A 24,682-nucleotide genomic window follows, 5' to 3' on the forward strand; every position below is an offset into this window, starting at 1 on the left:
CGGATTCGCGGTTTTTCGAGCGAAGACCGCGTGGCCGCGCCGCGCGCTGGAGGCCGATGATGTCCAAACGCACCGGTTCCCTTGGGGCCAAAGCCCTGCTCCTCGTCAGTCTGGTGGCCGCCGGCACCCTGGCCGGCCTTTTCGCGGCCAACGCCTGGTGGCAGCGTCACATGTCCATGGACCAGATGCGCGCCGCCGCCCTGCGCTCGGCCGGGCTGATCGAACTCGTGGTCAGCGAGCCGATGCTTTTGGGCGACAGCGAGGGCACCACGGCCCAGATGGCCAAGATCGCCCAGGCCGGGGGCAAGTCCCAGGCCTTTCTGACCGACTTCCGGGGCGTGGCCACCTACGCCACCGAGGCGGCGGCCATACGCCGGCCTTTGAACCAGTTTTTCACCGACAAGGCCCTGCCCGCCCTCCTCGAGACGTCCCTGGGCCAGGGCACGGACAGCGACAGCCTGGAAACCGTGTCCGGAAAACCCGCCTTCGTCGCCATCCGGGTGGTGAAAAACACCCCGGATTGCCACCACTGCCATGGGGCCAGCCGGGGGGTCCTCGGCGCCCTGGTCACGGTGGAGGACGTCTCGCCGGAGTTGTCCGCCCTGTCCGGTGCCCAGCTCAAGGCCGGCCTGCTGTCCCTGGGCGGCCTGCTGGCCCTGGTGGCGGCACTGTGGCTTTTCATGAAGCGGGCCATCATCGACCGGCTGGCCTTCCTCTCCTCCCACAGCGCACGCATCGCCACGGGCGACATGGACGCCTGTCTGGAGATCCACGAACGGGTGAACAAGAAGGTCCTGGGCGGACGCATGGACGAGATCACCGTGCTTGGCGACGCCTTGTGCACCCTGGTCGACAACCTCAAGCTGAAAATCGCCGAGGCTGACCAGAAGTCCCGGGAAGCGGCCAACGAGGCCGAACGGGCCGGCTCCTGCCTGGCCGAGGCCGAATCGGCCCGGGAAGCGGCCGTGGCGGCCCGGCGCGAGGGTGCCGCCGCCGCCGCCCGGACCCTGGAAGGCGTGCTGGCTCGCCTGGGCCAGGCCTGCGACGCCCTGTCGGGCAAGGTCGGCCAGGCCAGGGACGGGGCCGAGGCCCAGCGCAATTCCGCGGCCGAGACCTCCCTGGCCATCGGCGAGATGAATACCGTGGTGCTGGAAGTGGCCAAGAACGCCGAAAACGCCGCGTCCACCGCGGCCGATGCCCGGGCCAAGGCCGACGACGGCTCCAGGACCGTGCTCGAACTGGTTTCCATGATCGGGGCCATCCGCGAACGGGCGGCGTCGCTGCGCGAGGACATCACTGTGCTCGGGCGCGAGGCGCAGGGCATCGGCGCGGTCATCGGGGTCATTTCCGACATTGCCGACCAGACCAACCTGCTGGCCTTAAACGCCGCCATCGAGGCGGCCCGGGCCGGCGACGCCGGCCGGGGCTTCGCCGTGGTGGCCGACGAGGTGCGCAAGCTGGCCGAAAAGACCATGCACGCCACCCGCGAGGTGGAGCAGGCCGTCACGGCCATCCAGCTCGGCACCAAGGAACACGTGATCAGCGTGGAGGAGGCGGCCTCGGCCATCGAGGGCGCCGATGCCCTGGCCCGGCGCTCGGGCGAGGCCCTGTCCGGCATCGTCACCCTGGTCGGCTCCTCGGCGGACCAGGTCCAGGCCATCGCCGCCGCCTCGGAACAGCAATCGGCCGTCAGCGAAGAGATCAGCCGCACCGTGGAATCCATCACCCACATTTCCCAGGACACGGCCGCGGCCATGGAGGACTGCGACGCCTCGGTGGCCGACCTGACCCGGGAGGCCGACAACCTCAAGGCGCTCATCGACGACATGCTGACCTGACGGCCGGGCCGGGGCCGACGCCCCGGTCCGGCGCGCTTGGCGGGAAGCGGCGGCCGCCGCTTCCCGTCCGTTTGCCGCCCCGTCCGTTTGCCGCCCCGTCCGTTTGCCGCCCCGTCCGTTTGCCGCCCCGTCCGTTTGCCGCCCCGTCCGTTTGCCGCCCCGTCCGTTTGCCGCCCCGTCCGTTTGCCGCCCCGTCCGTTTGCCGCCCCGTCCGTTTGCCGCCCCGTCCGTTTGCCGCCCCGTCCGTTTGCCGCCCCGTCCGTTTGCCGCCCCGTCCGTTTGCCGCCCCGTCCGTTTGCCGCCCCGTCCGTTTGCCGCCTCGTCCGAGTGTTGCCTCGTCCGAGTGTTGCCCCATCGTCCGCTTGCCGCTTGCTGGCCGTCCGCCGCCGCCCGGCTCCGTCGCTGCCATCCGGACGCCGCTTGCCGGGCGCTTGCCGCGGTCTGGCCGCCCGGCCACCGGTACCCCTTCCCCGGCCGCAAGGGCCATCCCCGCCGGGCACTGGGGGCCGGTCCCCGGGGCCGCCGACACCGCCATGGCCAAAGGGGGGATGCGGACGATGGCAAAACGTGCTACGCTTGTCCTAAAAATTGCCAGGCCCGTATCCGGGCCTGGCGGCATTCAGCGTCCCCAGGGGGAGGTGGCATTTTGACCCATTTTTTCCCGAAGGCTAGCGCACTTTGTCTTTGTGTCACCAACACATCGGAATCATTTAAACTATCCAAACGGTCGCGTCACGCCTTCCGGCCGCGACCGGAATCGGCAATCCCCCCTTGCCCCTCGCCGCGCTTCCCTAACGCGGCCCTATTTTCTATCCATCTGTTTTTCTATGATATTTTGTCATGGCCTGGTTTTTGCTGTTTGAGGGCCAGACTATGGAAACGACGGCAAAGCGCCTTGTATACCAAGGGAAGCGTTGCCGAAGGCAGTAAGCCTCCCTAGATTGTGAAAAATATCACAATCTGAGCCAGGGAAAAGGACCTTCGCGAAGCGTCGGGCGCGCCGCAACCAGGCCCGCCAGCCGCCTCGCTGTCCGGAAACATCAAAATTGCCGCAAGGAGAGGTGTCTGGGTATGCAAAATTCAACTTGTCAAGCGGTTGGCGAGTGCAGGGTTCCGGATCATGCCGTGCTGCCTCAGCCGCTCTACCGGGAAGTCGTCCAGTTCATCGAGGCCCTGCCCCAGAAGGAAGGCCATCTCGTCACCGTGCTGCACAAGGCCCAAAGCGTGTTCGGCTACCTTCCCATCGAGGTCCAGCAGTTCGTGGCCGACTACATGGAAGTCCCGCTGGCCCAGGTCTACGGCGTGGTCAGCTTCTACACCTTCTTCACCATGGTGCCCAAGGGCAAGTTCCCCATCTCCATTTGCATGGGCACGGCCTGCTTCGTCAAAGGCGCGGACAAGGTCGTTCAGTCCTTCAAGGAACAACTGAAGATCGACATCGGCGACGTCACCCCGGACGGCAAGTTCTCCATCGACACCCTGCGTTGCGTCGGCGGCTGCGCCCTGGCCCCCATCGTCATGGTCGGCGAGAAGGTCTACGGCAACGTCACCCCCGGCCAGGTGAAAAAGATTCTGGCCGACTACTAGCGCACGCACGCCAAGCCCGCCAAGGAGCGCTTCATGAGCACGATACAGTCCCTCGACGAACTCAAGGCCAAGCGCCAGGAAATCCTGGCCAGAAAGGCCGCCGGCAACGGCAAGGTCATCATCAACGTGTCCCTGGCCACCTGCTCCATCGCCGCCGGCGGCAAGGCCGCCCTGGAGGCCATGCAGGACGAAGTGGCCAAAAACGGCCTGTCCGGCATCGAATTCATGCAGTCCGGCTGCATGACCTATTGTTACGCCGAGCCCACCGTGGAAATCACCCTGCCTGGCAAGGCCCCCGTGGTCTTCGGCGGCGTGGACGAGACCAAGGCCCGGGAACTGGTAACCGAGTACGTCATGAAGGGCGAACCGGTCGAGGGAATCATCCCCGTCAACTACGAACGGGTAGTCCTGTAGGACGCGCCTACCGGGAGACGACGATATGGCAGCGACGACCACGGAAAAAAAGCAGCTTCGGATCGCCACCCGCAACTGCGGTTTCATCGATCCGGAAAGCCTGGATGACTATATTGCCGTTCGCGGCTACGAGGCCTTGGCCAAGGCCCTGACCATGACCCCGGCCGAGGTGGTGGAACTCATCAAGACCTCGGGCCTGCGCGGCCGCGGCGGCGGCGGCTTCCCCACCGGCGTCAAGTGGGGCATCGCCCTGGCCAATGCCGCCGACCAGAAATACATCGTGTGCAACGCCGACGAAGGCGACCCGGGCGCGTTCATGGACCGCGCCGTGCTCGAGGGCGACCCCCACTCGGTGGTGGAAGCCATGGCCATCGGCGGCTACGCCATCGGCGCCACCATCGGCACGGTCTACATCCGGGCCGAGTATCCGTTGGCCATCAAGCGCCTGCGCAAGGCCATCGAGGACGCCCGGGCCTACGGTCTTTTGGGCAAGAACATCTTCGGCTCGGGCTTCGACTTCGACATCGAGCTCAAGTACGGCGCCGGCGCCTTCGTGTGCGGCGAGGAAACGGCGCTGATCAAGTCCATGGAAGGCCAGCGCGGCGAGCCCGTGACCAAGCCGCCCTTCCCGGCCCAGTCCGGCTACTGGCAAAAGCCCACCATCGTCAACAACGTCGAGACCTTCGCCAACATCCCGGCCATCGTCATCAACGGCGCCGACTGGTTCGCCGGCATCGGCACCGCCACCTCCAAGGGCACCAAGGTCTTCGCCCTGGCCGGTAAAATCGTCAACGTGGGCCTTATCGAAGTGCCCATGGGCATCACGCTTCGCGAAGTCATCTTCGAGATCGGCGGCGGCTGCCCCGACGGCAAGGCCTTCAAGGCCGTGCAGACCGGTGGCCCCTCCGGCGGCGCCCTGTCCTACAAGGACCTCGACGTGGCCATCGACTACGAGTCGCTCATTGCCCGCAAGTCCATGATGGGCTCCGGCGGCATGGTCGTCATGGACGAGGACGACTGCATGGTATCGATCGCCAAGTTCTTCCTCGACTTCACCATGGACGAGACCTGCGGCAAGTGCACGCCCTGCCGCATCGGCTCCAAGCGCCTCTACGAGCTGCTCGACAAGATCACCAAGGGCAAGGGCACCCCGGCCGACCTCACGCGCCTCAAGTCGCTTTGCGACAACATCAAGGACACGGCCCTGTGCGGCCTCGGCCAGACCATGCCCAACCCCATCCTGTCCACCATGGACACCTTCGGCAACGAATACGCGGCCCACGTGATGGACAAGAAGTGCCCGGCCCACGTCTGCACGGCCATGCTGACCTACACCATCGATCCCGCCAAGTGCACCGGCTGCACGCTGTGCACCAAGGTCTGCCCGGTGGAGTGCATATCCGGCACGAAGAAGCAGCCGCATACCATCGATGCCACAAAGTGCATCAAGTGCGGCGCTTGCTACGACAAGTGCAAATTCGACTCCATCATCAAGCAATAAGGATCCAAGGAGGTCCGCAATGTCCATGCTGACAATAACCATAGACGGCAAGACGACGTCCGTGCCGGCGGGCAGCACCATCCTGGATGCCGCCAAGAAGCTCGACATCGACATCCCGACCTTGTGCTACTTCAACCTCGAAGAGCTCAAGATCAACAACCAGGCCGCCTCCTGCCGCGTCTGCGTGGTCGAGGTCGAGGGCCGGCGCAACCTGGCCCCGGCCTGCGCCACCCCGGTTGCCGACAAGATGGTGGTGAAATCCAACACCCTGCGCGTGCTCAATGCCCGCAAGACCGTGCTCGAGCTCATGCTGTCCGACCACCCCAAGGACTGCCTCGTCTGCGCCAAGTCCGGCGAGTGCGAGCTGCAGGCCCTGGCCGAGCGCTTCGGCATCCGCGAGTCGCCCTATGACGGCGGCGAGATGTCCCACTACCGCAAGGACATCTCCCCCTCCATCATCCGCGACATGGACAAGTGCATCATGTGCCGCCGCTGCGAGTCGGTCTGCAACCAGGTCCAGACCTGCGGCGTGCTCTCCGGCGTCAACCGCGGCTTCACCGCCGTGGTCGCCCCGGCCTTCGAGATGAACCTGGCCGACACCGTCTGCACCAACTGCGGCCAGTGCGTGGCCGTGTGCCCGGTGGGCGCCCTGGTCGAGCACGACCACAGCTGGGACGTGGTCGAGGCCCTGGCCAACCCCGACAAGGTCGTCATCGTCCAGACCGCCCCGGCCGTGCGCGCCGCCCTGGGCGAGGACCTGGGCATCGCCCCGGGCACCTCGGTCACCGGCAAGATGGCCGCCGCCCTGCGCCGCCTGGGCTTTGCCCACGTCTTCGACACCGACTTCGCCGCCGACCTGACCATCATGGAGGAAGGCTCGGAATTCCTCGACCGCCTGACCCGCCACCTGGGCGGCGACCAGACGGCCAAGCTGCCCATCCTGACCTCCTGCTGCCCGGGCTGGGTGAAGTTCTTCGAACACCAGTTCCCGGACATGCTCGACGTGCCTTCCACGGCCAAGTCGCCCCAGCAGATGTTCGGCGCCATCGCCAAGACCTACTACGCCGACATGCTCGGCATCCCGCGCGAGAAGCTCGTGGTCGTCTCGGTCATGCCCTGCCTGGCCAAAAAGTACGAACGGGCCCGTCCGGAGTTCTCCGTGGACGGCAACCCCGACGTGGATATCGTCATCTCCACCCGTGAGCTGGCCCGGCTGATCAAGCGCATGAACATCGACTTCGCCGGCCTGCCCGACGAGGACTTCGACGCGCCGCTGGGCGCCTCCACCGGCGCGGCCCCGATCTTCGGCGCCACCGGCGGCGTCATCGAGGCCGCCCTGCGTACCGCCTACGAACTGGCCACGGGCGAGACCCTGACCAAGGTCGACTTCGAGGACGTGCGCGGCATGCAAGGCGTGAAAAAGGCCACGGTCAAGGTCGGCCCCCACGAGTTGATCATCGGCGTGGCCCACGGCCTGGGCAACGCCCGCAAGCTCCTGGAGCGCGTGCGCGCCGGCGAGACCTTCCACGCCATCGAGGTCATGGCCTGCCCCGGCGGCTGCATCGGCGGCGGCGGACAGCCCTACCACCACGGCGACATCGAACTGCTCAAGCTGCGCACCCAGGTGCTCTACGACGAGGACGCGGGCAAGCCGCTGCGCAAGTCGCACCAGAACCCGTACATCATCGAGCTGTACGAAAAGTTCCTGGGCAAACCCCTGTCCGAACGCTCGCACCACCTGCTGCACACCCACTACTTCAAACGCCAGCGCCTCTAACAGGGGAAGGACCGGGAGAGGCTCCGCCTCTCCCGGCCCCTCTGCGCCGGGGGGGATCATCCCCCCCGGTCCCCCCGAAAGGGGGCAATGTTCTGTGACACCTCCTCCTTCCCCCGCGCCGCAGGCGACGGCCCTTGTGGGGGCGGATTTTCCGGGACGGCGACGGGCGGCAGTCAGACGCGCCGTCCCGGAAAATCCGCCCCCACGGCGAGGGGGTTCGGGGGGCATCATGCCCCCCGATGAGGTGCAGGGGCAACGCCCCTGCCCGCCGGAGGCATCCGACCGGCCCGCCGGAGGCGACCGCCCGGCTCGCCGGCGGCATCCGCCCGGCCAGCCGGAGGCGACCGCCCGGCCGCCCAAGGCGCCGGATGATCTTTCACAACGTTCGTGTTACCGAAGCCGCCGCAGCGTCCGCGTCGTGGCCGGATGGTCCGGCCCGTCGCCGATGCACTGGGTTGCCACTTGGGGAGTCGGCACATGCGACAGGAAAGCGATGCCCTGGGAGCCTTGCCGCTCCCCGAGGGCGCCCTTTACGGCATTCACACGCTTCGGGCGGCCGAGAATTTTCCCGTTTCCGGCCAACACCTTTTTCCCGAATTCCTCCGGGCCTACGCCCTGGTCAAGGCGGCCTGCGCCCTGGCCAACGCCGATGGCGGCGGCCTCGATGTCGCCCGCGCCGACGCCATCGTGGCCGCCTGCCGGGAGATCGCCGACGGCCGCCATGCCGACCAGTTCCCGGTGGACCCCTACCAGGGCGGCGCCGGCACCTCCACCAACATGAACGTCAACGAGGTCGTGGCCAACCGGGCCCTGCAACTGCTCGGGCGCCAGCCCGGGGACTATGCCTTCCTTTCGCCGCTGGACCACGTCAACCTGCACCAGTCCACCAACGACACCTACCCCACGGCCCTGCGGGTAGCCGCCCTGTGGCTGCTCAAGGACCTGGAAAACGCCGTGGCCCGCCTCCAGGAAGCCTTCCAGGACAAGGAGGCGGCCTTCGCCCATGTGGTCAAGGTCGGGCGCACCGAATGCATGGACGCCGTGCCGCTCACGCTCGGCATGGAATTCGGCGCCTTTGCCGAAGCCGTTTCCCGGGACCGCTGGCGCATCTTCAAGTGCCGCGAGCGCCTCAAGCAGGTGAGCCTGGGCGGCACGGCCATCGGCACCGGCCTCGGCGCGCCGCGCGCCTTCATCTTCCGGGCCGCCGACCATCTGCGCACCCTCACGGGCCTACCCCTTTCCCGGGCGGAAAACCTGGTCGACGCCACGGCCAACGCCGACCCCTTCGTCGAGGTCTCGGGCATCCTGTCGGCCTTTGCCGCCAACCTGCTGAAAATCTCCTCGGACCTGCGCCTGCTGGCCAGCGGCCCGGCCACCGGGCTTGGCGAGATCCGCCTGCCCGCCCTGCAGGCCGGCTCCTCCATCATGCCCGGCAAGGTCAACCCGGTCCTCCCGGAATGCGTGGGCCAGGTGGCCCTGCGCGTTATGGCCAACCACCAGGCCGTGGCCCTGGTCGCCGGGCTCGGCCAGTTGCAGATCAACCAATTCCTGCCGCTATTAACCCACAGCCTCCTGGAATCCCTGCGCCTGCTTACGCGGGCCACGGCCCTCTTCGCCGACAAGTGCGTGGCCGGCATAGCCGCCAACGAGGCGCGCTGCCGGGAGCTCGTGGAAAAAAGCCACGCCCTGGCCACCGTGCTCGTGCCGGCGTTCGGCTACGAAAAGGTTTCCCACCTCCTGGCCGAAGCCGACGCCAAAGGCGTCGCCCTGGCCGACCACCTGGAGGCCACGGGCGTTCTCACCCGCCAGGCGGCCCAGGCCCTGCTCGCCCCCAAACGCATGCGCAAGCTGGGGTACGAGGAGGCGGATTACGAGGGCCTGCGGCAGCCAGGAGAGGCGCCGCCTCTCCTGGACCTCTCCGCCGGGGGGGATCATCCCCCCCGGACCCCCGGCAAGGGGAGGGAGAAAGGGGGCGACGATGCCTGAGGACAAGGGGAACATTGCCGTTTACGCCGGACTGGGCGAGGCCCGGCTGCCCGAGTGGATCGCCCGGGCCGACCGGCTTTTTTTCCATGCCGGCATGTATTCCAATTTCGCCCGGGACCGGGCCATGGCCGACGCCCTGGAAATGGCCCTGTGCCGGCCGCAGTTTACGCGGCTGGACATCGTGAGCTTCGATCCGGCCGCCGGCGCGGCCTACTGGGAGGCCTTCCGCCGGGTCCTGCGCCGCGACATGCCCGAGGTGACGCTGCGCCGGGAATTCGCCGCCTCGGCCAGCTTCTGCGACGCCCTGGCCAGGCGCCACCCGACCCGGGTGCGCCTCTACCTGACCCCGTCCCTGCCCCTGGCCCCGATCCTGCTTGTCGGCGACACCATTTTCGCCGGCCATTACCTTCACGGCCCCCTGCCGGCGCCATCCGGCCTGTGGCTGGCCATCCCGGCCGACGTGGAAGACCTGCTCTCCCGGGCTGAGGACGACGCCTCCCCGGACAGGCTTGACCCGTTGACCCAGGGAGCCTACCGCTTGGTGTGCGAGTGCGTGGCGGCCAGAGCCGCCGCCCGCCGCCTGGCCTGAGCCCTTCCGGAGCGACCATGCGCCCTTCCGAAATCTCGCAACTGCTGGCCGGGGCCGACGACCCGGGCCTTTTTTCCGCCGCCGAGGCCCTGACCCGGGAAAACTTCGGCGACGAAGTCTACCTGCGCGGCGTGGTGGAATTTTCCAACCACTGCGTCAACAACTGCCGCTACTGCGGCCTGCGCCGGGCCAACCGGGACGTGCACCGCTACCGGCTGACCGTGGAGGAAATCGTCTCCTGCGCCACCCTGGCCCGGGAGCTGTCGCTGGGCACGGTGGTGGTCCAGTCCGGCGACGACTACACGTATTCCAAGGAAGACATCGGCCGGATCGTGACCGGGGCCAAAGAGACGGCCGATGTGGCCGTGACCCTGTCCGTCGGCGACCGGCCCAAGGACGATTTCCTCTACTGGCGGGAGCTTGGCGCGGACCGCTACCTGCTCAAGGTCGAGACCTTCGACCAGGCCCTTTACGCCGCCTCCCGGCCGGGGCTCGACCTGGCCGACCGGCTGGCCCGGGTGGAGTGGCTGCGGCGGGCCGGCTACGAGGTGGGCTCGGGCGTCATCACCGACCTGCCCGGCATGACCCCGGACATCCTGGCCGAGGACCTGCTGCGCCTGGCCGATCTGGACCTGGACATGATCGCCGTGGGCCCCTTCGTGCCCCACCCGGACACGCCCTACGGCGCCCAGCCAGCCGGCTCGGTGCTCACCGCCTTCCGGGCCATGGCCATCCTGCGCCTTTTAAATCCCCTGGCCAACATCCCCTCGACCTCGGCCTTAAACGCCCTGCGCGAAGGGTCGCGCGAACAGGGGCTCACCGTGGGGGCCAACGTCATCATGCCCTCGCTGACGCCGGAAACCGTGGGGGCCGATTACGCCATCTATCCCGGCAAGAACGCCTTTCGCGCCGACGCCGCCTCCCGGGTCGAAGCGGCCCGCGCCGCCATCCGCCGCGTGGGGCGCAGGCCCTCCACGGCCGTCGGCGGGTCCAAAAGGAGACGCCATGGCTGAGTCCGAAACCAAGGCCCCGCGCGGGGTGCGCCTGGTCATCACCCTGGTCGGGCGCACCAACGCCGGCAAATCGTCGCTTCTTAACGCCATCGCCGGCCAGGACGTGGCCATTGTCTCGGACATAGCCGGCACCACCACCGACCCCGTGGCCAAGCCCTACGAGCTGCTGCCCCTTGGCCCCGTGACCTTCTACGACACGGCCGGCCTCGACGACACCGGGGAACTGGGCAAACTGCGCATGGCCGCCACGCGCAAGGTCCTGTGGCGCACGGACATCGCCGTGGTCGTCACCGACGGCTCGGGCCTGGCCGCGGCCGAACGCGGCATCATCGCCGACATCCGCCGCCTGGGCATCCCCTTCCTGGTGGTCTTCAACAAGGCCGACCAGGCCGACCCGCCCCAGGCCGACCTGGACTGGTGCCTGGCTTCGAACGTCCGCTTCGTGCGGGCCAGCGCCGCCACGGGCCAGGGGGCCACGGCCGTCAAGGAGGCGCTCATCGCCCTGGCCCCGGCCGAGGCCATGCGCGAACCCATGCTCGCCGGCGACCTGTTCGGCGAAGGCGACACCGTGGTGTGCGTGGTGCCCATCGACCTGGCCGCGCCCAAGGGCCGGCTCATCGTGCCGCAAGTCCAGGTCCTGCGCGAAATCCTCGACGGCGACGCCGTGGCCGTGGTGGTCAAGGAGCGCGAACTGGAGGCGGCCCTGGCCAACCTGCGCCGGCCGCCGGCCCTGGTGGTCACCGATTCCCAGGTGATCCTCAAGGTTTCCGGGGACGTGCCCGACGACGTGCCGCTGACGACCTTTTCCACGCTTTTCGCCCGCTACAAGGGCGACCTGCCCAGCCTCGTGGCCGGCGCGGCGGCCATCGACAGCCTCAAGGACGGCGACACCGTGCTCATGGCCGAGGCCTGTTCCCACCACGTCCAGGCCGACGACATCGGCCGGGTCAAGATCCCGCGCTGGATTTCCCAGTTCACGGGCAAGGACCTGCGCTTCGAGGTCCACGCCGGCCACGACTTCCCCGACGACCTGGAGCGCTTTGCCCTGGTGGTGCACTGCGGCTCGTGCATGCTCGGGCGCATGGAAATGGTGCGCCGCATCCGGGAGTGCGCCCGGCGGGGCGTACCGGTCACCAACTACGGCGTGGCCATTTCCAAAGTCCAGGGGGTGCTCGAACGGGTGCTGCGACCAGTGCTGCGCTAGGCCGCGCGGCGGTGTATCCCTTCCAGGGCTCGGGGCACGGGTGTCGCGGCCGGTGCTGCGCAAGGCCGATGGGCGGCGGCGTCCTCCCAGGGCTCGGGGCAGGCGCACGGGTACAGCACCCGGTGCTGCGCGAGGCCGCCCGGCGGCGTCTCCTTTCCAAGGCTCGGGACACGGGTGTCACGGCCGGTGCTGCGCGAGGCCGATGGGCGGCGTCGTCCTTCCCGGGCTCGGGGCAGGCGCCCGGGTGCTGGGCCCGGTGCTGCGCGAGGTTTTTTTCGTCTTGGCAAGGCTGCGGGCCTGCCGTACAAGCGGCTTCCGCTGGGGCGGGGATTTCCGTTTTCGCCGCAATTTTTACAGTTTTATCGCAAAACAAAACGCCTACAACACCCATGGCATTCGCCTAATACATATACGTCATTGATATCATTTTGAAAACACAGCATGTTCCCAGACCCGTGACGGTTTTCACCCATGGCACGGTTTTTGGTTATCTCTTGCCAGAGCAGACAATACCTCCCTATTGTTCTGACCTCTCCTTCATCTCCCGCGCGGGGGCTCCCACAGAGCCCCCCATTTTTTTCCGCCCGGGCGCGTGGAGATCATTCGCCGGTTTTGTTACCAACCACCCCATGTGGCATAAGAAACTGTTCGCCCCGCTGGCCTTGCCCATTCACCTGTTCGCCGGAGCCATCGCGCTCGGCGCGGGCCTGCTGTGCCAGCCCATAAGCTGCGCCGGCACGCCGGTGTCCTTTCTGGACGCGCTTTTTACCGCCACTTCCGCCGCCTGCGTCACGGGCCTGGCCGTGGTGGACACGGGGACGACGTTCACCCGATTCGGCCACACGGTCATCCTGGCCCTGATCCAGCTCAGGGGCCTTGGCATCATGCCCTTCTTCACTCTTCGGTCTTGCACGGCTTCCAGGAACCGTTGCGCTACCGCTGGCCCGAGCAGGGCATGATGATCGGCTAGGGCGATGGCCCGCCGCCACGGAGGAAACATGGCCGGGGATCAGGTCTGCATCATCGGGCTTGGCAAGTTCGGGTTCCACATGGGCCGTTGCCTGGCGGAACTGGGCCGCACGGTCGTCGGCGTGGACGGCGACCCGGACAAGGTCAACAACGCGAAAAACGTCTTCACCCAGGTCTACCAGCTCGACGCCAAGGACAAGCGGGCCCTGGAGCAAATCCACGTGGAGGAGATGTCCCACGTGGTCGTGTCCGTGGGCCATTCCATGGAGGCGAGCATCCTCATTTCGCTGTACCTCAAGGAACTCGGCGTGCCCCAGGTCTGGGTCAAGGCCGTGTCCACGGACCACGAGAAGCTGCTGCTCAAGATCGGCGTGGACACGGTGTTCATCCCCGAGCGTTTCGCCGCCAGAAACATGGCCCACCAGCTGGCCAGTCCCGGGCTCATCGAGTATCTGCCCATGGACAAGAACGTGGCCCTCAAGGAAATCGGCATCGACGACTGGGCCGGCCAGACCCTGCGCCAGCTCGACCTGACCAACAAGCACCAGGTCCAGGTCATCGCCAAAAAGTGCCTGGACGCGGACCAGTATTCGTTTATCCCCAAGGCCGACGAGGTCCTCGCCGCGGGCGACAAGCTGGTGCTGGTCGGGCGCGAGGACCGCCTGGCCCGGCGGCGCCCCTAGGGCCGCCGCAAGCAACCCCAACGTGGATCACGCCCCCGGCTTCCGGTCCGGGGGCTTCGGAGGCGATATGCGTTTTGTGGACGAAGCCTGGATCATTGTCCGCTCGGGCAAGGGCGGACGCGGCGCGGTGTCGTTTCGCCGCGAGAAGTTCATTCCCCGGGGCGGACCGGACGGCGGCGACGGCGGCGCGGGCGGCGACATCGTGTTCGCGGCCGACCCGGACCTGCTGACGCTTTACGACCTGCGCCTGCGGCGCATCTACGAGGCCCGAAACGGCGAAGGCGGCATGGGCCGCCAGAAAAACGGCCGGGCCGCCGAGGACCTCGTCATCCGCGTGCCGGTCGGCACCGAGCTCTACGAGCTGCCGGCCCTGGGCGAGCCCGAGCCCGAGGAAAGCCCCGACGACGAGGACGACGGCACCATCGAAGGCCTGGTCGTGGACGAACACGGCCTGGTGCGCGAGGCGCCCGAAGACGCGCCCGACGAGGACATAAGCCCCGACGATGCCGAAAGCGAGGACGAGGCCCGGCTCCTGGCCGACCTGACCACGCCCGGCCAGACCTTCGTCGCCTGCCGGGGCGGGCGGGGCGGCAAGGGCAACCTGCATTTCGCCTCGGCCACCATGCGCACGCCGCGCTTCGCCCAGCCGGGCGAGCCCGGCGAGGAGCGGCGCATCCGGCTCGTGCTCAAGGTCCTGGCCGACGTCGGCATCATCGGCCTGCCCAATGCCGGCAAGTCCACCTTCATCGCCGCCGTTTCCCGGGCGCGGCCGAAAATCGCCGCCTACCCCTTCACCACGCTCACCCCCAACCTGGGCGTGATCGAAAACGACTACGGCGACCGGCTGGTGCTGGCCGACATCCCGGGGCTCATCGAAGGCGCGCACCTCGGCCACGGCCTGGGTCACCGCTTCCTGCGCCACGTCGAGCGCACGCGGCTGTTGCTGCACGTGGTCTCGGCCGAGGACGCCTCGCCGGAAGGCATCTTCGAGGCCTTCGACGTGGTGGACGAGGAGCTGCGCCTTTTCGACGAAGGCCTGGCCCAGCGGCCGCAACTGCGGGTGGTCAACAAGATCGACCTGCTCTCCCCCGAGGATCTCGCCGCCCGAAAGGCCGCCGCGGCCGCCGCCGGCCAGACGGTGTTGTTCATGTCGGCCCTGACCGGCGAAGGCGTCGAGGCGGTGCTGGAGGCGCTGTGGGCCGCCGCCGCGCCGGCCAGGCCCGAGCCCGAGGCGACGGACGAAGCCTGAGGATTCCCGAGGCCAAGCGGCCCCTTGGGGCGTCAACCGCCCAGGGGGGCCGCCTGGCCGGGCCGCTTTAAAACAGCCGGGAAACCAGGGAAAGCAGGAACAAAATCAGGAAGAGGTAGAACAGGATCTTGGCGATGCCGGTCGCCGTGCGGGCGATGCCGGTAAACCCCAGGATGCCAGCCACGAGGGCGACGACAAGAAAAGTTATGGACCATGAGAGCATACACATCCTCCGGTTCCATAGGTCAGCCCAAGGGGAAAACCATTCTCCCCACGCTCCCCTATAGGGAACGATCCCGGGCCTGACAAGGGCGCGGCGATGTTTTTCCTCGAAGCCCTCCTCAATCCCGCCGCAACAGCCGCAGGGTGAAGGACTTGAGGTAATCCGTCTCGGCCATGGCCGGATGGGCCGGATGGTCGGGACCCTGCCGGCCCTGAGCCAGCACCTGGGCCCGCCGGCCGGCGGCATTGGCCGCCCGCAGGGCCACCCGGCGCAGTTCCCAGGCATCCACGTGCTGGGAGCACGAGCAGGTCAAAAGGATGCCGTCGTCGGCCAGGACGTCCATGGCCAGGCGGTTGAGGCGTTCGTAGGCCCGAAGCCCCGCCTCCAGGTCCTTTTTGCGCTTGACCAGGGCCGGCGGATCGAGGCTGACGACGTCGAAGGTCCGGCCGGCGGCGGCGCATTCCTCCAGGTAGGCGGCCGCATCGGCGCGCACGGTTTCGACCTTGCCGGCCACGCCGTTTCGGGCGGCGTTGTCCGCGGCCATGGCCCGGGCCGCCTCCGAGGAATCCAGGCACACGGCCGCGGCCGCCCCGGCCAGGGCGGCGCGCACGGAAAAGGCCCCGGCATAGGCGAACAGATCGAGCACCGTGCGGCCGGCCACGAGCCGGCACAGGGCCGTGCGGTTTTCGCGCATGTCGTAAAACCAGCCGGTTTTCTGGCCGCCTTGGGCCGGCACGGAAAAGACCGCCCCGGCCTCGTTGATTTCCAGCCGCTCCGGGGTGTCGCCGTAGGCCGTCTCCACGGCCTTGCCCAGGCCCTCCAGGTCCCGGGCGGCCGTGTCGTTGCGCCAGATCACGGCCCGGGGGGAGAGTTCCGCCACCACCGCCTCCAGGATCGCCTCGCGCAGCCGGTCCGTCCCGGCCGTGGTCAGCTGGCCCACGACCACGTCGCCGTAGCGGTCGAGGATGAGCCCCGGCACGTGGTCGCCTTCGGAAAAAAGCAGCCGGTAATGGGGCGTGGCGTAAAACCGCTCGCGCAAGGCCAGGGCGTCGCGCAGCCGGCCCCGGAAAAAATCGACGTCCAGGCGGGTGTCGGGGTCGCGGTCCATGACCCGGGCGCAAATCAGCGAGCCGGGGTTGACCGTGGCCACCCCCAGCGGCCGGCCCCGCGAGGCCGTGACCACGGCCGCCTGGCCGGGCGCGAAGGCGGTGAGCGGTGTTTTTTTCGTGTCCACCTCGTTGCTGAACACCCACAGGTGTCCGGCGCGCAGGCGGCGTTCCTCGTTGTTTTTGAGCGTCAAGATAGGGGCGTCCATGGCCGGGAGGCTACTGGAGACGCAGCGGCCTGGCAAGCTAGGCGCGGGTGGGCAGGTTGTACTTGCGAAACAGGTCGTAGAGCCGCGAAACCGAAAGCCCGCTGACCGTGGCCGCCCGGCCGACCGTGCCGCCGCAGGCGGCCAGCAGGTCGCGCAGGTAGGCCTCCTCGGCCGCGTCCAGGGCGCGGCGGCGGTAGGCCTTCCAGGGCGGAACCGGCCGGCCTTCCACCGCCGGGGCGGCTTGCCGGCCGGCGGCATCGGGCTCGCAGGCCGCCCCGGCGCCCAGGACCTGGATGCGCAATTCGTCGGGCAGATGCTTGGGGTACAGGACCGGCTCGCTGCGATAGGCCAGCAGCACCCGTTCCATGGTGCTGCACAGTTCCCGCACGTTGCCCGGCCAGGTGTAGGCGGCCAGGGCCTGGAAGAATTCGTCGGCAAACCCCTTGGTCGGCAGCCGGTAGCGTTCGCACAAGCGGTTCATGTAGTGGATGGCCAGGGGCTTTACGTCCTCGGTACGCTGCTTGAGCGGCGGCAGGGTGATGACGATGGTGCGCAGGCGGTAAAGCAGGTCCTCGCGGAACACGCCGCCGGCGGCCATGACCGGCAGGTCGCGGTTGGTGGCGGCGACCAGGCGGAAATCGCTTTGCAGTTCGTTTTTGGAGCCCACCGGCCGGAAGCGGCCGTCTTGCAGCACGCGCAGGAAGGTCTTCTGGATGGCCGGGGACAGTTCGCCGATCTCGTCGAGGAACAGCGTGCCGCCGTCGGCCAGCTTGACCAGCCCGTCGCGGTCGCGGTCGGCGCCGGTAAAGGCGCCCTTGACGTGGCCAAAAAGCACGCTTTCGACAAGTGTTTCTGGCAGGGCGGCGCAGTCCACCACCACGAAGTTGTTGGTGGCCCGGGAGGAATTGGCGTGGATGGCCCGGGCGAAGAGTTCCTTGCCGGTGCCGGTCTCGCCGGTCAGGAGCACCGAGGCGTCGGAATCGGCGGCCTGGGCCACGAGGTCGAGGCAGGCTTCCATGGCCGGCCCGGCGCCGATGATGCCCTCGCGCTTGAGCACGGCGCGGGGGCGCCTGGCGGCTTTCTGGGCGCGGTATTCCAGGGCGCGCGTGAGCGGCAGGCTGACGCGGTTGGGGGTCAGGGGCTTTTGGATGTAGTCCCAGGCCCCGGATTTGATGGCCAGGGCCGCGCCCTCGGGGTCGTCCTGGGCGGTGACGATGATGATTTCCGGGGCGCCGGGCGCGGCCCGCAGCTCGGGCATGAGTTCCAGGCCGTAGCCGTCGGGCAGCCGCAAATCGAGGAGCACCACGTCGCAACGCCCCCGGGCCAGCATCTGCCGCCCCGCTTCCAGCGACCCGGCCCAGCTGAAGTCATGCCCCAGGCGCCCCATGAGCGCCCCGAAGGTTTCCTTGAGGATGGCGTCGTCGTCGATGAGGAGGATGTGGGCCATTAAAAACTCTACAGCCAAACAAACAGATAATTAACCGCAACTCACCCAGGAGACCCTACATAATAACTATAAATCGCTAGGTCTTACATAGTACTTTCCTAACAAAACTAACAGCCCAAAACAATAAACAAAAACCAATGTAAGCTAATACAAGAACAACAAACGGAGCATATCCTGAGGATATTACGAAAAATTTCGCATCCTGTTGTTTGACAAAAGCACTCAATCTTTTAACCCCAGCGACACGCCCAGTTACATGCACTGGATCAAGAGCATCCGACAAATTTACAACACCAACACGAAATTCAAACATGTCACCGGGATTCAATAACAAGGGGTCCAACTCAACAACATTATCACCAACTAATACAAGTTTTGGATCTAGTTGGTCAGGGTTTCTTTTTATAAGATCAGGCCTCGATATCGCTCTCCCCCTAAATATAAAACTAAGATTTCGAGAAAAATCTTCTGGCTTAATATAGGCATTCCCAGCATTTTCAATTGAAACTGTGACCAAAGAAAAGGAATCTATCTCTTCACCTTTGTAGTAAAGAGAAATGTCATCAATTTTATTACTCCCCATCGAGGCAACAGCAATAGGCTCCTCAATAATAATCGACAAAGCTTTATGCTCGCGAATCCAAAAATAACTAAACATCGAAGCAACAACGACAGACAACAACGCCTTGCCGAGCTGCGAAGACAAAAAAGAAAATGGATTTAGTTTTAAATCAGCCATTCTTGTGCATATTATCTGTAAGACATCCCCGCAATCTCAATGCAATATTAAAATGCCGGGGGGATACCATCCCCCCCGGCAACAATTAGTGCAGAACCTAAACTCCCCTACTCTTCCTTCTTCTTGCTCTCCGCGATCACCTTTTCGGCAATGGGCGGCGGGCATTCCTCGTAGTGGTCGAAGGCCATGGTAAACGCCCCCTGGCCGCCGGTCATGGAGCTGAGCGTCTTGGCGTATTCCTGCATCTCGGCCATGGGCACGTGGGCCTGGATTTCCGTGATGCCGCCGGTGGAGTCCGAACCCAGCACCTTGCCGCGCCGGCTGGACAGGTCGCCGATGATGTCGCCCATGTACTCGTCCGGGCAGCTCACGGACACGAGCACGATGGGTTCGAGCAGCGAGATCTTGAGCTTCTCGCAGGCCGCCTTGAAGGCGATGGAGCCGGCGATCTTAAACGCCATTTCCGAGGAGTCGACGGTGTGGAAGGTGCCGTCGTAGAGCGTCACCTTGAAGTCGACCATGGGGTAGCCGGCCACGTAGCCGCGCGCCGCCGATTCCACAACGCCCTTGTCCACGGCCGGGATGTACTGGCGCGGGATGGCGCCGCCGACGATGGCGTCCACGAACTCGTAGCCCGCCCCGCGCGGCTGGCCTTCCATGCGGATCCAGCAGTCGCCGAACTGGCCCCGGCCGCCGGTCTGCTTCTTGTGCCGGCCCTGGACCTCGACCTTGCCCTTGACCGACTCGCGGTAGGGGATTTTCGGGGCCTTGAGCACCGGGCTGACCTTGAAGCGGCGCTTGGCCTTTTCCACGGCCGTTTCCAGGTGCGTCTGGCCCATGCCGGAAATGAGGATGTCGCCGGTCTCCTCGTCGCGGGAGATCGACAGGGTGATGTCCTCGTCGAGGAGCTTGGACATGGCCGCGAAGACCTTGTCCTCGTCGCCCTTTTCCGCCGGGGCCAGGGCGTAGGAGATCATGGGCGGCGGCAGGACCGGCGCGGCCACGGTCACGGGCTTTTTGGGGTCGCACAGGGTCTGGCCGGTGGCCGTGTCCTTGAGCTTGGCCAGGGCGATGATGGAACCCGGGCCGGCCGGCTCCTTGGAAATGACCGTTTCCTTGCCCATGGGCAAAAGGATCTGGCCGGAGCGTTCCAGGGTGTCGGTGACCGGGTTTTGCAGCTCGTGGTTGGTGCCGAGCGTCCCGGTGAGCACCCGGGTCATGGACAGCTGCCCGGCAAAGGGGTCGAACTGCGTCTTGAACACGAAGGCCACCACCGGGCCGGCCTCGGACACGGGAATCTCCGTGCCGTCGGCGGCGATGAGGCGCTTGGGCCCGTCGGCGCCTTCCAGGGGCCCGGGCAGGAAGTTCTGCACGGCGGCCAACAGGCGGGCGCCGCCCATGTTCTTGAGCGCCGAGCCGCAGCACACCGGGCAAAGCTGGCCGGCCAGCGTGGCCTTGTGGACCGTGGCCAGAAGCTCCTCGGTGGAAATCTCCTCGCCCTCGAGGTAGCGTTCCATGAGCTGCTCGTCGGCCACGGCGATCTCCTCGACCATGGTCTCGCGCAGGGTCTCGACCTCGTCGGCCATGTCGTCGGGGATGGGGCCCTCGGTGGCGCCGCCCTTGTCGTCGAAGACGTAGGCCTTGCCCTCGAGGATGTTGACCACGCCCTTGAAGTCTTCCTTGGCCCCGATGGGCAGGTTCTGGATGTAGGTCTTGGCGCCGAGCTTTTCGCGGATGCCGGAAAGCGCCATGTCGAAATCGGCCCGGTCGCGGTCCATCTTGTTGATGAAAAAGACGGCCGGCAGGCCGAGCTTGGTCACTTCACCCCAGAGCTTCTTGGTCAGGGGCTTGACGCCGTCCACGGCGTCGACCACGAAGATGACGCCGTCCACGGCCCGCAGCAGAAAGGGCAGGTCGCCGTTGAAGTTGCCATCGCCCGGGATGTCCAGGAGAAAATGCCGGTTCTTGTTGAACAGGTAGGTGGCCAGGCCGGGCTGGGTACTGCCGCGGCGTTTGACTTCCTCGGGCTCGTAGTCGAGCGCCGTGGTTCCCTCCTCGATCTTGCCAAGGCGGGCTACGGCGCCGGTGGTGAAAAGCAGCATCTCCGCCACCGAGGTTTTGCCGCAGCCGCCATGACCGATCAGCGCGTAGGTGCGTTGGCTGGCAAGGTTGTCCGACATTCCCTTCTCCCTTGTTGTCGCGTTCGGTACGTGCTCAACATGCCGACATGTGTGCAACCCAAAGACGCTAAAGGCGCATCCGCAAAAAACACGCGGTTTCGTGCGAGGATGAACCGGGGCGCGCCAGAAGGCGGACCGCCGAAGCGAGCCGCGCGCGCCGTATCGCCAGCCGCCGGGAAGGCGGCCTGGAGTCTTTGCGAACCGGAAAGAGAAAGAGCGGAATCCGCGAAAGGAGGCCATTCCAGGCCTTTGGCTTTTTCGCGACTTCAGGCATAGTGGGGCAGGCGTCGCCCCCTTGTCAAGACACCAACCCCTTGAAATCACATATTCTACGGGAAAACCGTAATAAAACCGACACCGTGCAGCCACTCTTTTTACACCCACGCGACCTGGACCTCACCGCCCCCCACCTCTTCTGGTCCGCGCCGCCCGACGCCGCCCTGATCGATTCCCTGGCCAGCCTGGGCCAGGTCACCCCTGCCCTGGCCATCGTGACCGAGGGCCGGCCCATTCTGGCCGCCGGCTCGCGCCGCGCCGCCGCCCTGCGGGAGATGCGCGGCAAAACGCTGGCCGCCGTGGCCCTCGACCCGGACGACCCGGAAACGGAACTGGCCGGAGTGCCCCTGGAGTTGCGCCTGGGGCTCTACTACCTGGCCTCCAACCAGGGCCGGGCCGTCACCGACGCCATGGCCGTGGCCGCCGGGCGCTATTTCGCGGCCGCGGGCGGCCCCGAGGCCTTCGGGCGCCTGGCCGCGCCGCGCCTTTTCGCGCCAGGCGACCGCCGGGAACGGCTGGTGGCCCAGTGGCTCGCCCTGCCGCCGGCCCTGGACGGGCTTTTGGCCTCGGGCAACCTGCCGCTCGGCGCGGCCGGGCGCCTGGCCGCCCTGGACCGCGAATCGCTTCTGGCCTTGACGCCCCTTCTTCAGGCCCTGCGCTGGTCCCGGGCCAACCTCGACAATGCGCTCACCTGGCTGACCGAGGCGGCGGCCCTGGCCGGGGAAGGCCTGCCCGCCGTCCTGGGCCGGTCCGGGGCCTTGGGCCTGCCTGGCCGGGGGCTTTCGCCCAACGACCTGTGCGCCGGGGTCCTGGCGGCCTTGCGGCGCGTGCGCTATCCGGCCATCACCACCCTGGAGGCCCGCTTTTCGGCCCTCGGCCGGGCGGTGACCCCCCGGGGCAGCAAGGTCCGCCTAACCCCCAGCCAGGGCTTCGAGGCCGACACCGTGACCGTCACGGCCACGGCGGCAAGCCCGCAGGAGCTGGCCCGCGTCGCCGCCGACATCGCGGCCATGGCCGCCGCGCCCGAGCTGCCCCGGCTGCTGACCGTGGCCCGGGCCACGGACGGGGAGGAGCCGGCATGACCGGCGCGCCGTGGGACATCACCCTTGTCGCCGTGGACGCCGCGGTGGCCGGCTCGGCCATGGCCGCCCGGGCGGCGGCCGCCTTGCCGGGCGCGGCCCGGGTGACCCTGGCCCCGGGCGAGCCGCTGCCCCTGGCCCCGGGCGGCGGCCGGGCGCTGCACATCAAGGCCCACAAGGGCCGCTTCCTGCGCCCCTGCCCGGCCACGCGGCACTACCGCTGCTGCGGCTACCAGATCGTGCACATCGGCGAGAACTGCCCCATGGACTGCTCGTACTGCATCCTGCGGGCCTATTTCCGGGACCGGACACTGACGGCCTTCGCCAATACCGAGGCCATGTTCGCCGAGCTCGGCGCGACCTTCGGCCGCGACCGCACGCGCCTTTTCCGGGTGGGCACGGGCCAGTTCGCCGATTCCCTGGCCCTGGAGCCCATAACCGGCCACACCCGCGAGATCCTGGGGTTTCTCAAAGGCTACGACAACGTGACCGTGGAGCTCAAGTCCAAGACCGCCGACCTGTCCTGGCTGGCCGCCGATCCCCGGCCGGACCGGGTGCTGCCGGCCTGGTCGCTCAACGCCCCGGACATCGTGGCCGGCCAGGAACGGGGCACGGCCTCCCTCGAAGCCCGGCTGACGGCGGCCAAGGCCTGCGTGGCCGCCGGATTCCGCGTCTGCCTGCACTTCGACCCCATCTGCCACTACCCGGGCTGGGAAGCGGGCTACGGGGCCACCATCGACATGATCTTCGACTACCTGAGGCCTACCGACATCGCCTACATGAGCCTGGGCTCGTTTCGCTGCCTGCCGGAGCTGCCGGGGAGGCTTGCGGCCGAGGGCCGGGAGCTGCCGCTTTTCATGCTCGGGGAATTCACTCTCGGCGCCGACGGCAAGAAGCGGCTGCTGCGACCCCTTCGCGTGCGGCAATTCCGTTTCATGGCCACAAGGCTCGCCCGGCACGGCTTCACCAACGGCCTCTATTTCTGTATGGAATCGGACGAGGTCTGGCGCGAGGTGTTCGGGCGCACGACCCGGGACATGGGCGGGCTTTGCGCCCGTCTGCTCGATGCGGCCCGCAACCGTGGAGGTGCGCCGTCATGCTCGTGGACTACGCCGACATCCTGACCCGGCTGGAGCAGGCCCTGGGCCGGGCCTACGCCGACACCCCGTCGATCCTCAACATCCCCGGGGCCTCGGCGGCGCTCAAGCTCGACCCGTTCTACTACCTGGCCCTGCGCCCGCTTTTTTACCAACTCCTGGGCAAATGGGCGGCCGTGCCGCCGGGGCGGGTGGAAGAGACGCTCATGCGCACGGGCAACCTGGTGCTCGGGCCGGGCAAGGCGCGCTACATGCGCCCGCTGTCGGTCTACGAGGAAGCGACCGGGACGCGGCTGCAACTGGCGGCCGATTTCCTGGCCGCCTCCTGCATCGACCGGGCCGTGACCCTCTACGGCGGCAGCCCCGGGCCGCTGCCCGTGTCCGGTTTGCGTCTGGCGCTGGGCCAACGGCCGGAACTGGACGCCTTTTTCGCCGGGACGACCCGGCTGGCCGCCCTGTGCTTCGCCAGCCCGCCCCGGGCCTGACCTTCGACCGAGGCTCCCTTGACAGCGGCGACGCTTGGGGCCATGTGTGCATGAACTACGATCATACGGCCATTTCCGGCCTTGTGGAGGATGCGCGTGAAACGTCTGTTCGCTTTCTTGCCGATTGTATGCCTGCTGCTGGCCGGCTGTTCCTCGACGCTCAATTTCTTCGGCTTCGGCGGCAAGGACGAGAAACCGCAGGAGCCGACCATCGTCCTGGTCGACAACGGCATCTACGACGCTAACGGCGGCCTGATCCTGTCCACCACCGCCGTGCCCCGCAAGCTCGGCACCACCTTCGGCATGCGCTTCCGCACGCTCAAGCCCGAAGGCGGCTCGTCCAAGGTGAGGATCATCACCGCCTCGCCGGGCATCATCGATCCGGCCAAAAACGTCGTGGTCTTCAATACCGAGTCCACGGTCGACGTGGCCACCGGCAAGGAATACAACTGCACCTTCACCTTCGAGAAGGAATGGGAGATGGCCAGCGGCGACTGGACGCTGACGGCCGTGGCCGAGGACGGCTCGTCGGTGAAAAAGACCTTCCAGGTCTACAACCCGCAGCCCTAGGCGCGGGTACCCTCTTTTGGGCGCGCCCCGGGACGGTTCGGCCGGCCCGGGGCGCGGCTGTTTGCGCCCCCACGCCGCGCCTTCGAAGGGCAGGGATGCTTTTTCGGGGGCAACGGCCAGCGATACGTATTTTCACATAAAAAATCCGATCGCATCTTTTCCAGGACACGTCACGCGTCGGTTTCCCGCAGCACTTCCCAGTCCAGGCCCAGGGCGGCGGCGACCTTCTTGAGCGTGGCCGCCCGGGGCCGGGCCTTGGCCGCCTCGAACTGGGCCACGGCCGCCGGCGCAATCCCCAGCCGCCGGGCCAGCTCCTCCCGCGACACCCCCAGGTGCTCCCGCCAGGCCCGAATGGCCGACAGGCCGTCCCGGCGCAGCCAGGCCACCTCGGCCGGTTCGCCCGGGCGGGCCGGCTGGTCCGGTGTATCGTCATGGTGCATCACGTACCTCCAGCAAACGGT

General features: G+C 67.2%; 21 protein-coding genes and 1 pseudogene. 16 read left to right on the plus strand and 6 right to left on the minus strand.

What is annotated here, in order from left to right; all coding sequences use genetic code 11:
• Positions 1-56: 56 nt before the first annotated feature.
• The 12 genes and pseudogenes from ACP59X_RS23035 to cgtA all read left to right on the plus strand — a co-directional run bounded on the left by ACP59X_RS23035 (position 57) and on the right by cgtA (position 14,810).
• Positions 57-1,838 carry a methyl-accepting chemotaxis protein gene (locus ACP59X_RS23035; RefSeq protein ID WP_428563062.1) on the plus strand — a complete coding sequence of 594 codons (1,782 nt, stop codon included), beginning with the start codon at positions 57-59 and terminating at the stop codon, positions 1,836-1,838.
• Positions 1,839-2,909: 1,071 nt separating this feature from the next.
• The gene (gene hndA / locus ACP59X_RS23040) at positions 2,910-3,425 is read left to right on the plus strand and encodes an NADP-reducing hydrogenase subunit HndA (protein ID WP_428563064.1); all 516 of its coding nucleotides are present in this window, start codon (positions 2,910-2,912) and stop codon (positions 3,423-3,425) included.
• A gap of 33 nt (positions 3,426-3,458) precedes the next feature.
• Complete coding sequence (locus tag ACP59X_RS23045; protein WP_428563066.1) at positions 3,459-3,839, plus strand: (2Fe-2S) ferredoxin domain-containing protein; 381 nt, start codon at positions 3,459-3,461, stop codon at positions 3,837-3,839.
• A 25-nt stretch (positions 3,840-3,864) separates the two neighbouring features.
• On the plus strand, positions 3,865-5,340 hold the full coding sequence (locus tag ACP59X_RS23050; protein WP_428563068.1) for an NADH-ubiquinone oxidoreductase-F iron-sulfur binding region domain-containing protein: 1,476 nt from the start codon (positions 3,865-3,867) through the stop codon (positions 5,338-5,340).
• A gap of 19 nt (positions 5,341-5,359) precedes the next feature.
• Complete coding sequence (locus tag ACP59X_RS23055) at positions 5,360-7,117, plus strand: NADH-dependent [FeFe] hydrogenase, group A6 (protein WP_428563070.1); 1,758 nt, start codon at positions 5,360-5,362, stop codon at positions 7,115-7,117.
• Positions 7,118-7,594: 477 nt separating this feature from the next.
• Positions 7,595-9,103, plus strand: a complete 1,509-nt coding sequence (locus ACP59X_RS23060; protein ID WP_428563072.1) for an aspartate ammonia-lyase — start codon at positions 7,595-7,597, stop codon at positions 9,101-9,103.
• A complete protein-coding gene (locus tag ACP59X_RS23065; RefSeq protein WP_428563074.1) occupies positions 9,096-9,692 on the plus strand; it encodes a hypothetical protein in 597 nt (198 codons plus the stop codon). Before ACP59X_RS23060 ends, ACP59X_RS23065 begins: the two co-directional genes overlap by 8 nt.
• Before the next feature lie 17 nt (positions 9,693-9,709).
• Positions 9,710-10,705 (plus strand): [FeFe] hydrogenase H-cluster radical SAM maturase HydE, encoded by a 996-nt coding sequence (gene hydE / locus ACP59X_RS23070; protein WP_428563076.1) that lies wholly within the window; start codon positions 9,710-9,712, stop codon positions 10,703-10,705.
• Positions 10,698-11,909: a [FeFe] hydrogenase H-cluster maturation GTPase HydF gene (hydF, locus tag ACP59X_RS23075; RefSeq protein ID WP_428563078.1), complete on the plus strand. Its 1,212-nt coding sequence runs from the start codon at positions 10,698-10,700 to the stop codon at positions 11,907-11,909. Before hydE ends, hydF begins: the two co-directional genes overlap by 8 nt.
• A 629-nt stretch (positions 11,910-12,538) precedes the next feature.
• Positions 12,539-12,811 (plus strand): annotated as a pseudogene (locus tag ACP59X_RS23080) (TrkH family potassium uptake protein); the annotation flags it as partial.
• Between the two features lie 96 nt (positions 12,812-12,907).
• Positions 12,908-13,561: a potassium channel family protein gene (locus tag ACP59X_RS23085; protein WP_428563080.1), complete on the plus strand. Its 654-nt coding sequence runs from the start codon at positions 12,908-12,910 to the stop codon at positions 13,559-13,561.
• Between the two features lie 67 nt (positions 13,562-13,628).
• Positions 13,629-14,810: an Obg family GTPase CgtA gene (gene cgtA / locus ACP59X_RS23090; RefSeq protein WP_428563082.1), complete on the plus strand. Its 1,182-nt coding sequence runs from the start codon at positions 13,629-13,631 to the stop codon at positions 14,808-14,810.
• A gap of 67 nt (positions 14,811-14,877) precedes the next feature.
• On the opposite strand, the gene ACP59X_RS23095 is transcribed toward cgtA, so the two are convergent.
• The 5 genes from ACP59X_RS23095 to ACP59X_RS23115 all read right to left on the minus strand — a co-directional run bounded on the left by ACP59X_RS23095 (position 14,878) and on the right by ACP59X_RS23115 (position 20,714).
• Positions 14,878-15,033, minus strand: a complete 156-nt coding sequence (locus ACP59X_RS23095; RefSeq protein ID WP_428563084.1) for a DUF1328 domain-containing protein — start codon at positions 15,031-15,033, stop codon at positions 14,878-14,880.
• A 118-nt stretch (positions 15,034-15,151) separates the two neighbouring features.
• Complete coding sequence (locus ACP59X_RS23100; protein WP_428563086.1) at positions 15,152-16,348, minus strand: class I SAM-dependent rRNA methyltransferase; 1,197 nt, start codon at positions 16,346-16,348, stop codon at positions 15,152-15,154.
• Between the two features lie 37 nt (positions 16,349-16,385).
• Positions 16,386-17,795: a sigma-54-dependent transcriptional regulator gene (locus tag ACP59X_RS23105; protein ID WP_428563088.1), complete on the minus strand. Its 1,410-nt coding sequence runs from the start codon at positions 17,793-17,795 to the stop codon at positions 16,386-16,388.
• A gap of 76 nt (positions 17,796-17,871) precedes the next feature.
• The gene (locus ACP59X_RS23110) at positions 17,872-18,534 is read right to left on the minus strand and encodes a hypothetical protein (RefSeq protein ID WP_428563090.1); all 663 of its coding nucleotides are present in this window, start codon (positions 18,532-18,534) and stop codon (positions 17,872-17,874) included.
• Between the two features lie 107 nt (positions 18,535-18,641).
• Complete coding sequence (locus ACP59X_RS23115; protein WP_428563092.1) at positions 18,642-20,714, minus strand: elongation factor G; 2,073 nt, start codon at positions 20,712-20,714, stop codon at positions 18,642-18,644.
• A gap of 359 nt (positions 20,715-21,073) precedes the next feature.
• On the opposite strand from ACP59X_RS23115, the gene ACP59X_RS23120 reads away from it, so the two are divergent.
• From ACP59X_RS23120 to ACP59X_RS23135, 4 genes are all read left to right on the plus strand, one after another.
• Positions 21,074-22,072: a chromosome partitioning protein ParB gene (locus tag ACP59X_RS23120; RefSeq protein WP_428563094.1), complete on the plus strand. Its 999-nt coding sequence runs from the start codon at positions 21,074-21,076 to the stop codon at positions 22,070-22,072.
• Positions 22,069-23,193, plus strand: coding sequence for an SPL family radical SAM protein (locus ACP59X_RS23125; protein ID WP_428563096.1), 1,125 nt, complete (start codon positions 22,069-22,071; stop codon positions 23,191-23,193). Before ACP59X_RS23120 ends, ACP59X_RS23125 begins: the two co-directional genes overlap by 4 nt.
• Positions 23,166-23,651 (plus strand): hypothetical protein, encoded by a 486-nt coding sequence (locus ACP59X_RS23130; protein ID WP_428563098.1) that lies wholly within the window; start codon positions 23,166-23,168, stop codon positions 23,649-23,651. Before ACP59X_RS23125 ends, ACP59X_RS23130 begins: the two co-directional genes overlap by 28 nt.
• A 90-nt stretch (positions 23,652-23,741) precedes the next feature.
• Entirely contained in the window at positions 23,742-24,221 is a 480-nt protein-coding gene (locus ACP59X_RS23135) for a DUF3859 domain-containing protein (protein ID WP_428563100.1), read from the plus strand.
• A 170-nt stretch (positions 24,222-24,391) separates the two neighbouring features.
• Here ACP59X_RS23135 and ACP59X_RS23140 read toward each other — a convergent pair whose 3' ends face one another.
• Entirely contained in the window at positions 24,392-24,661 is a 270-nt protein-coding gene (locus ACP59X_RS23140) for a helix-turn-helix domain-containing protein (protein ID WP_428563102.1), read from the minus strand.
• Positions 24,662-24,682 lie beyond the last annotated feature (21 nt).

Origin of the sequence: Solidesulfovibrio sp. DCME (assembly GCF_049995385.1) — a bacterium.
Classification (GTDB): domain Bacteria; phylum Desulfobacterota; class Desulfovibrionia; order Desulfovibrionales; family Desulfovibrionaceae; genus Solidesulfovibrio.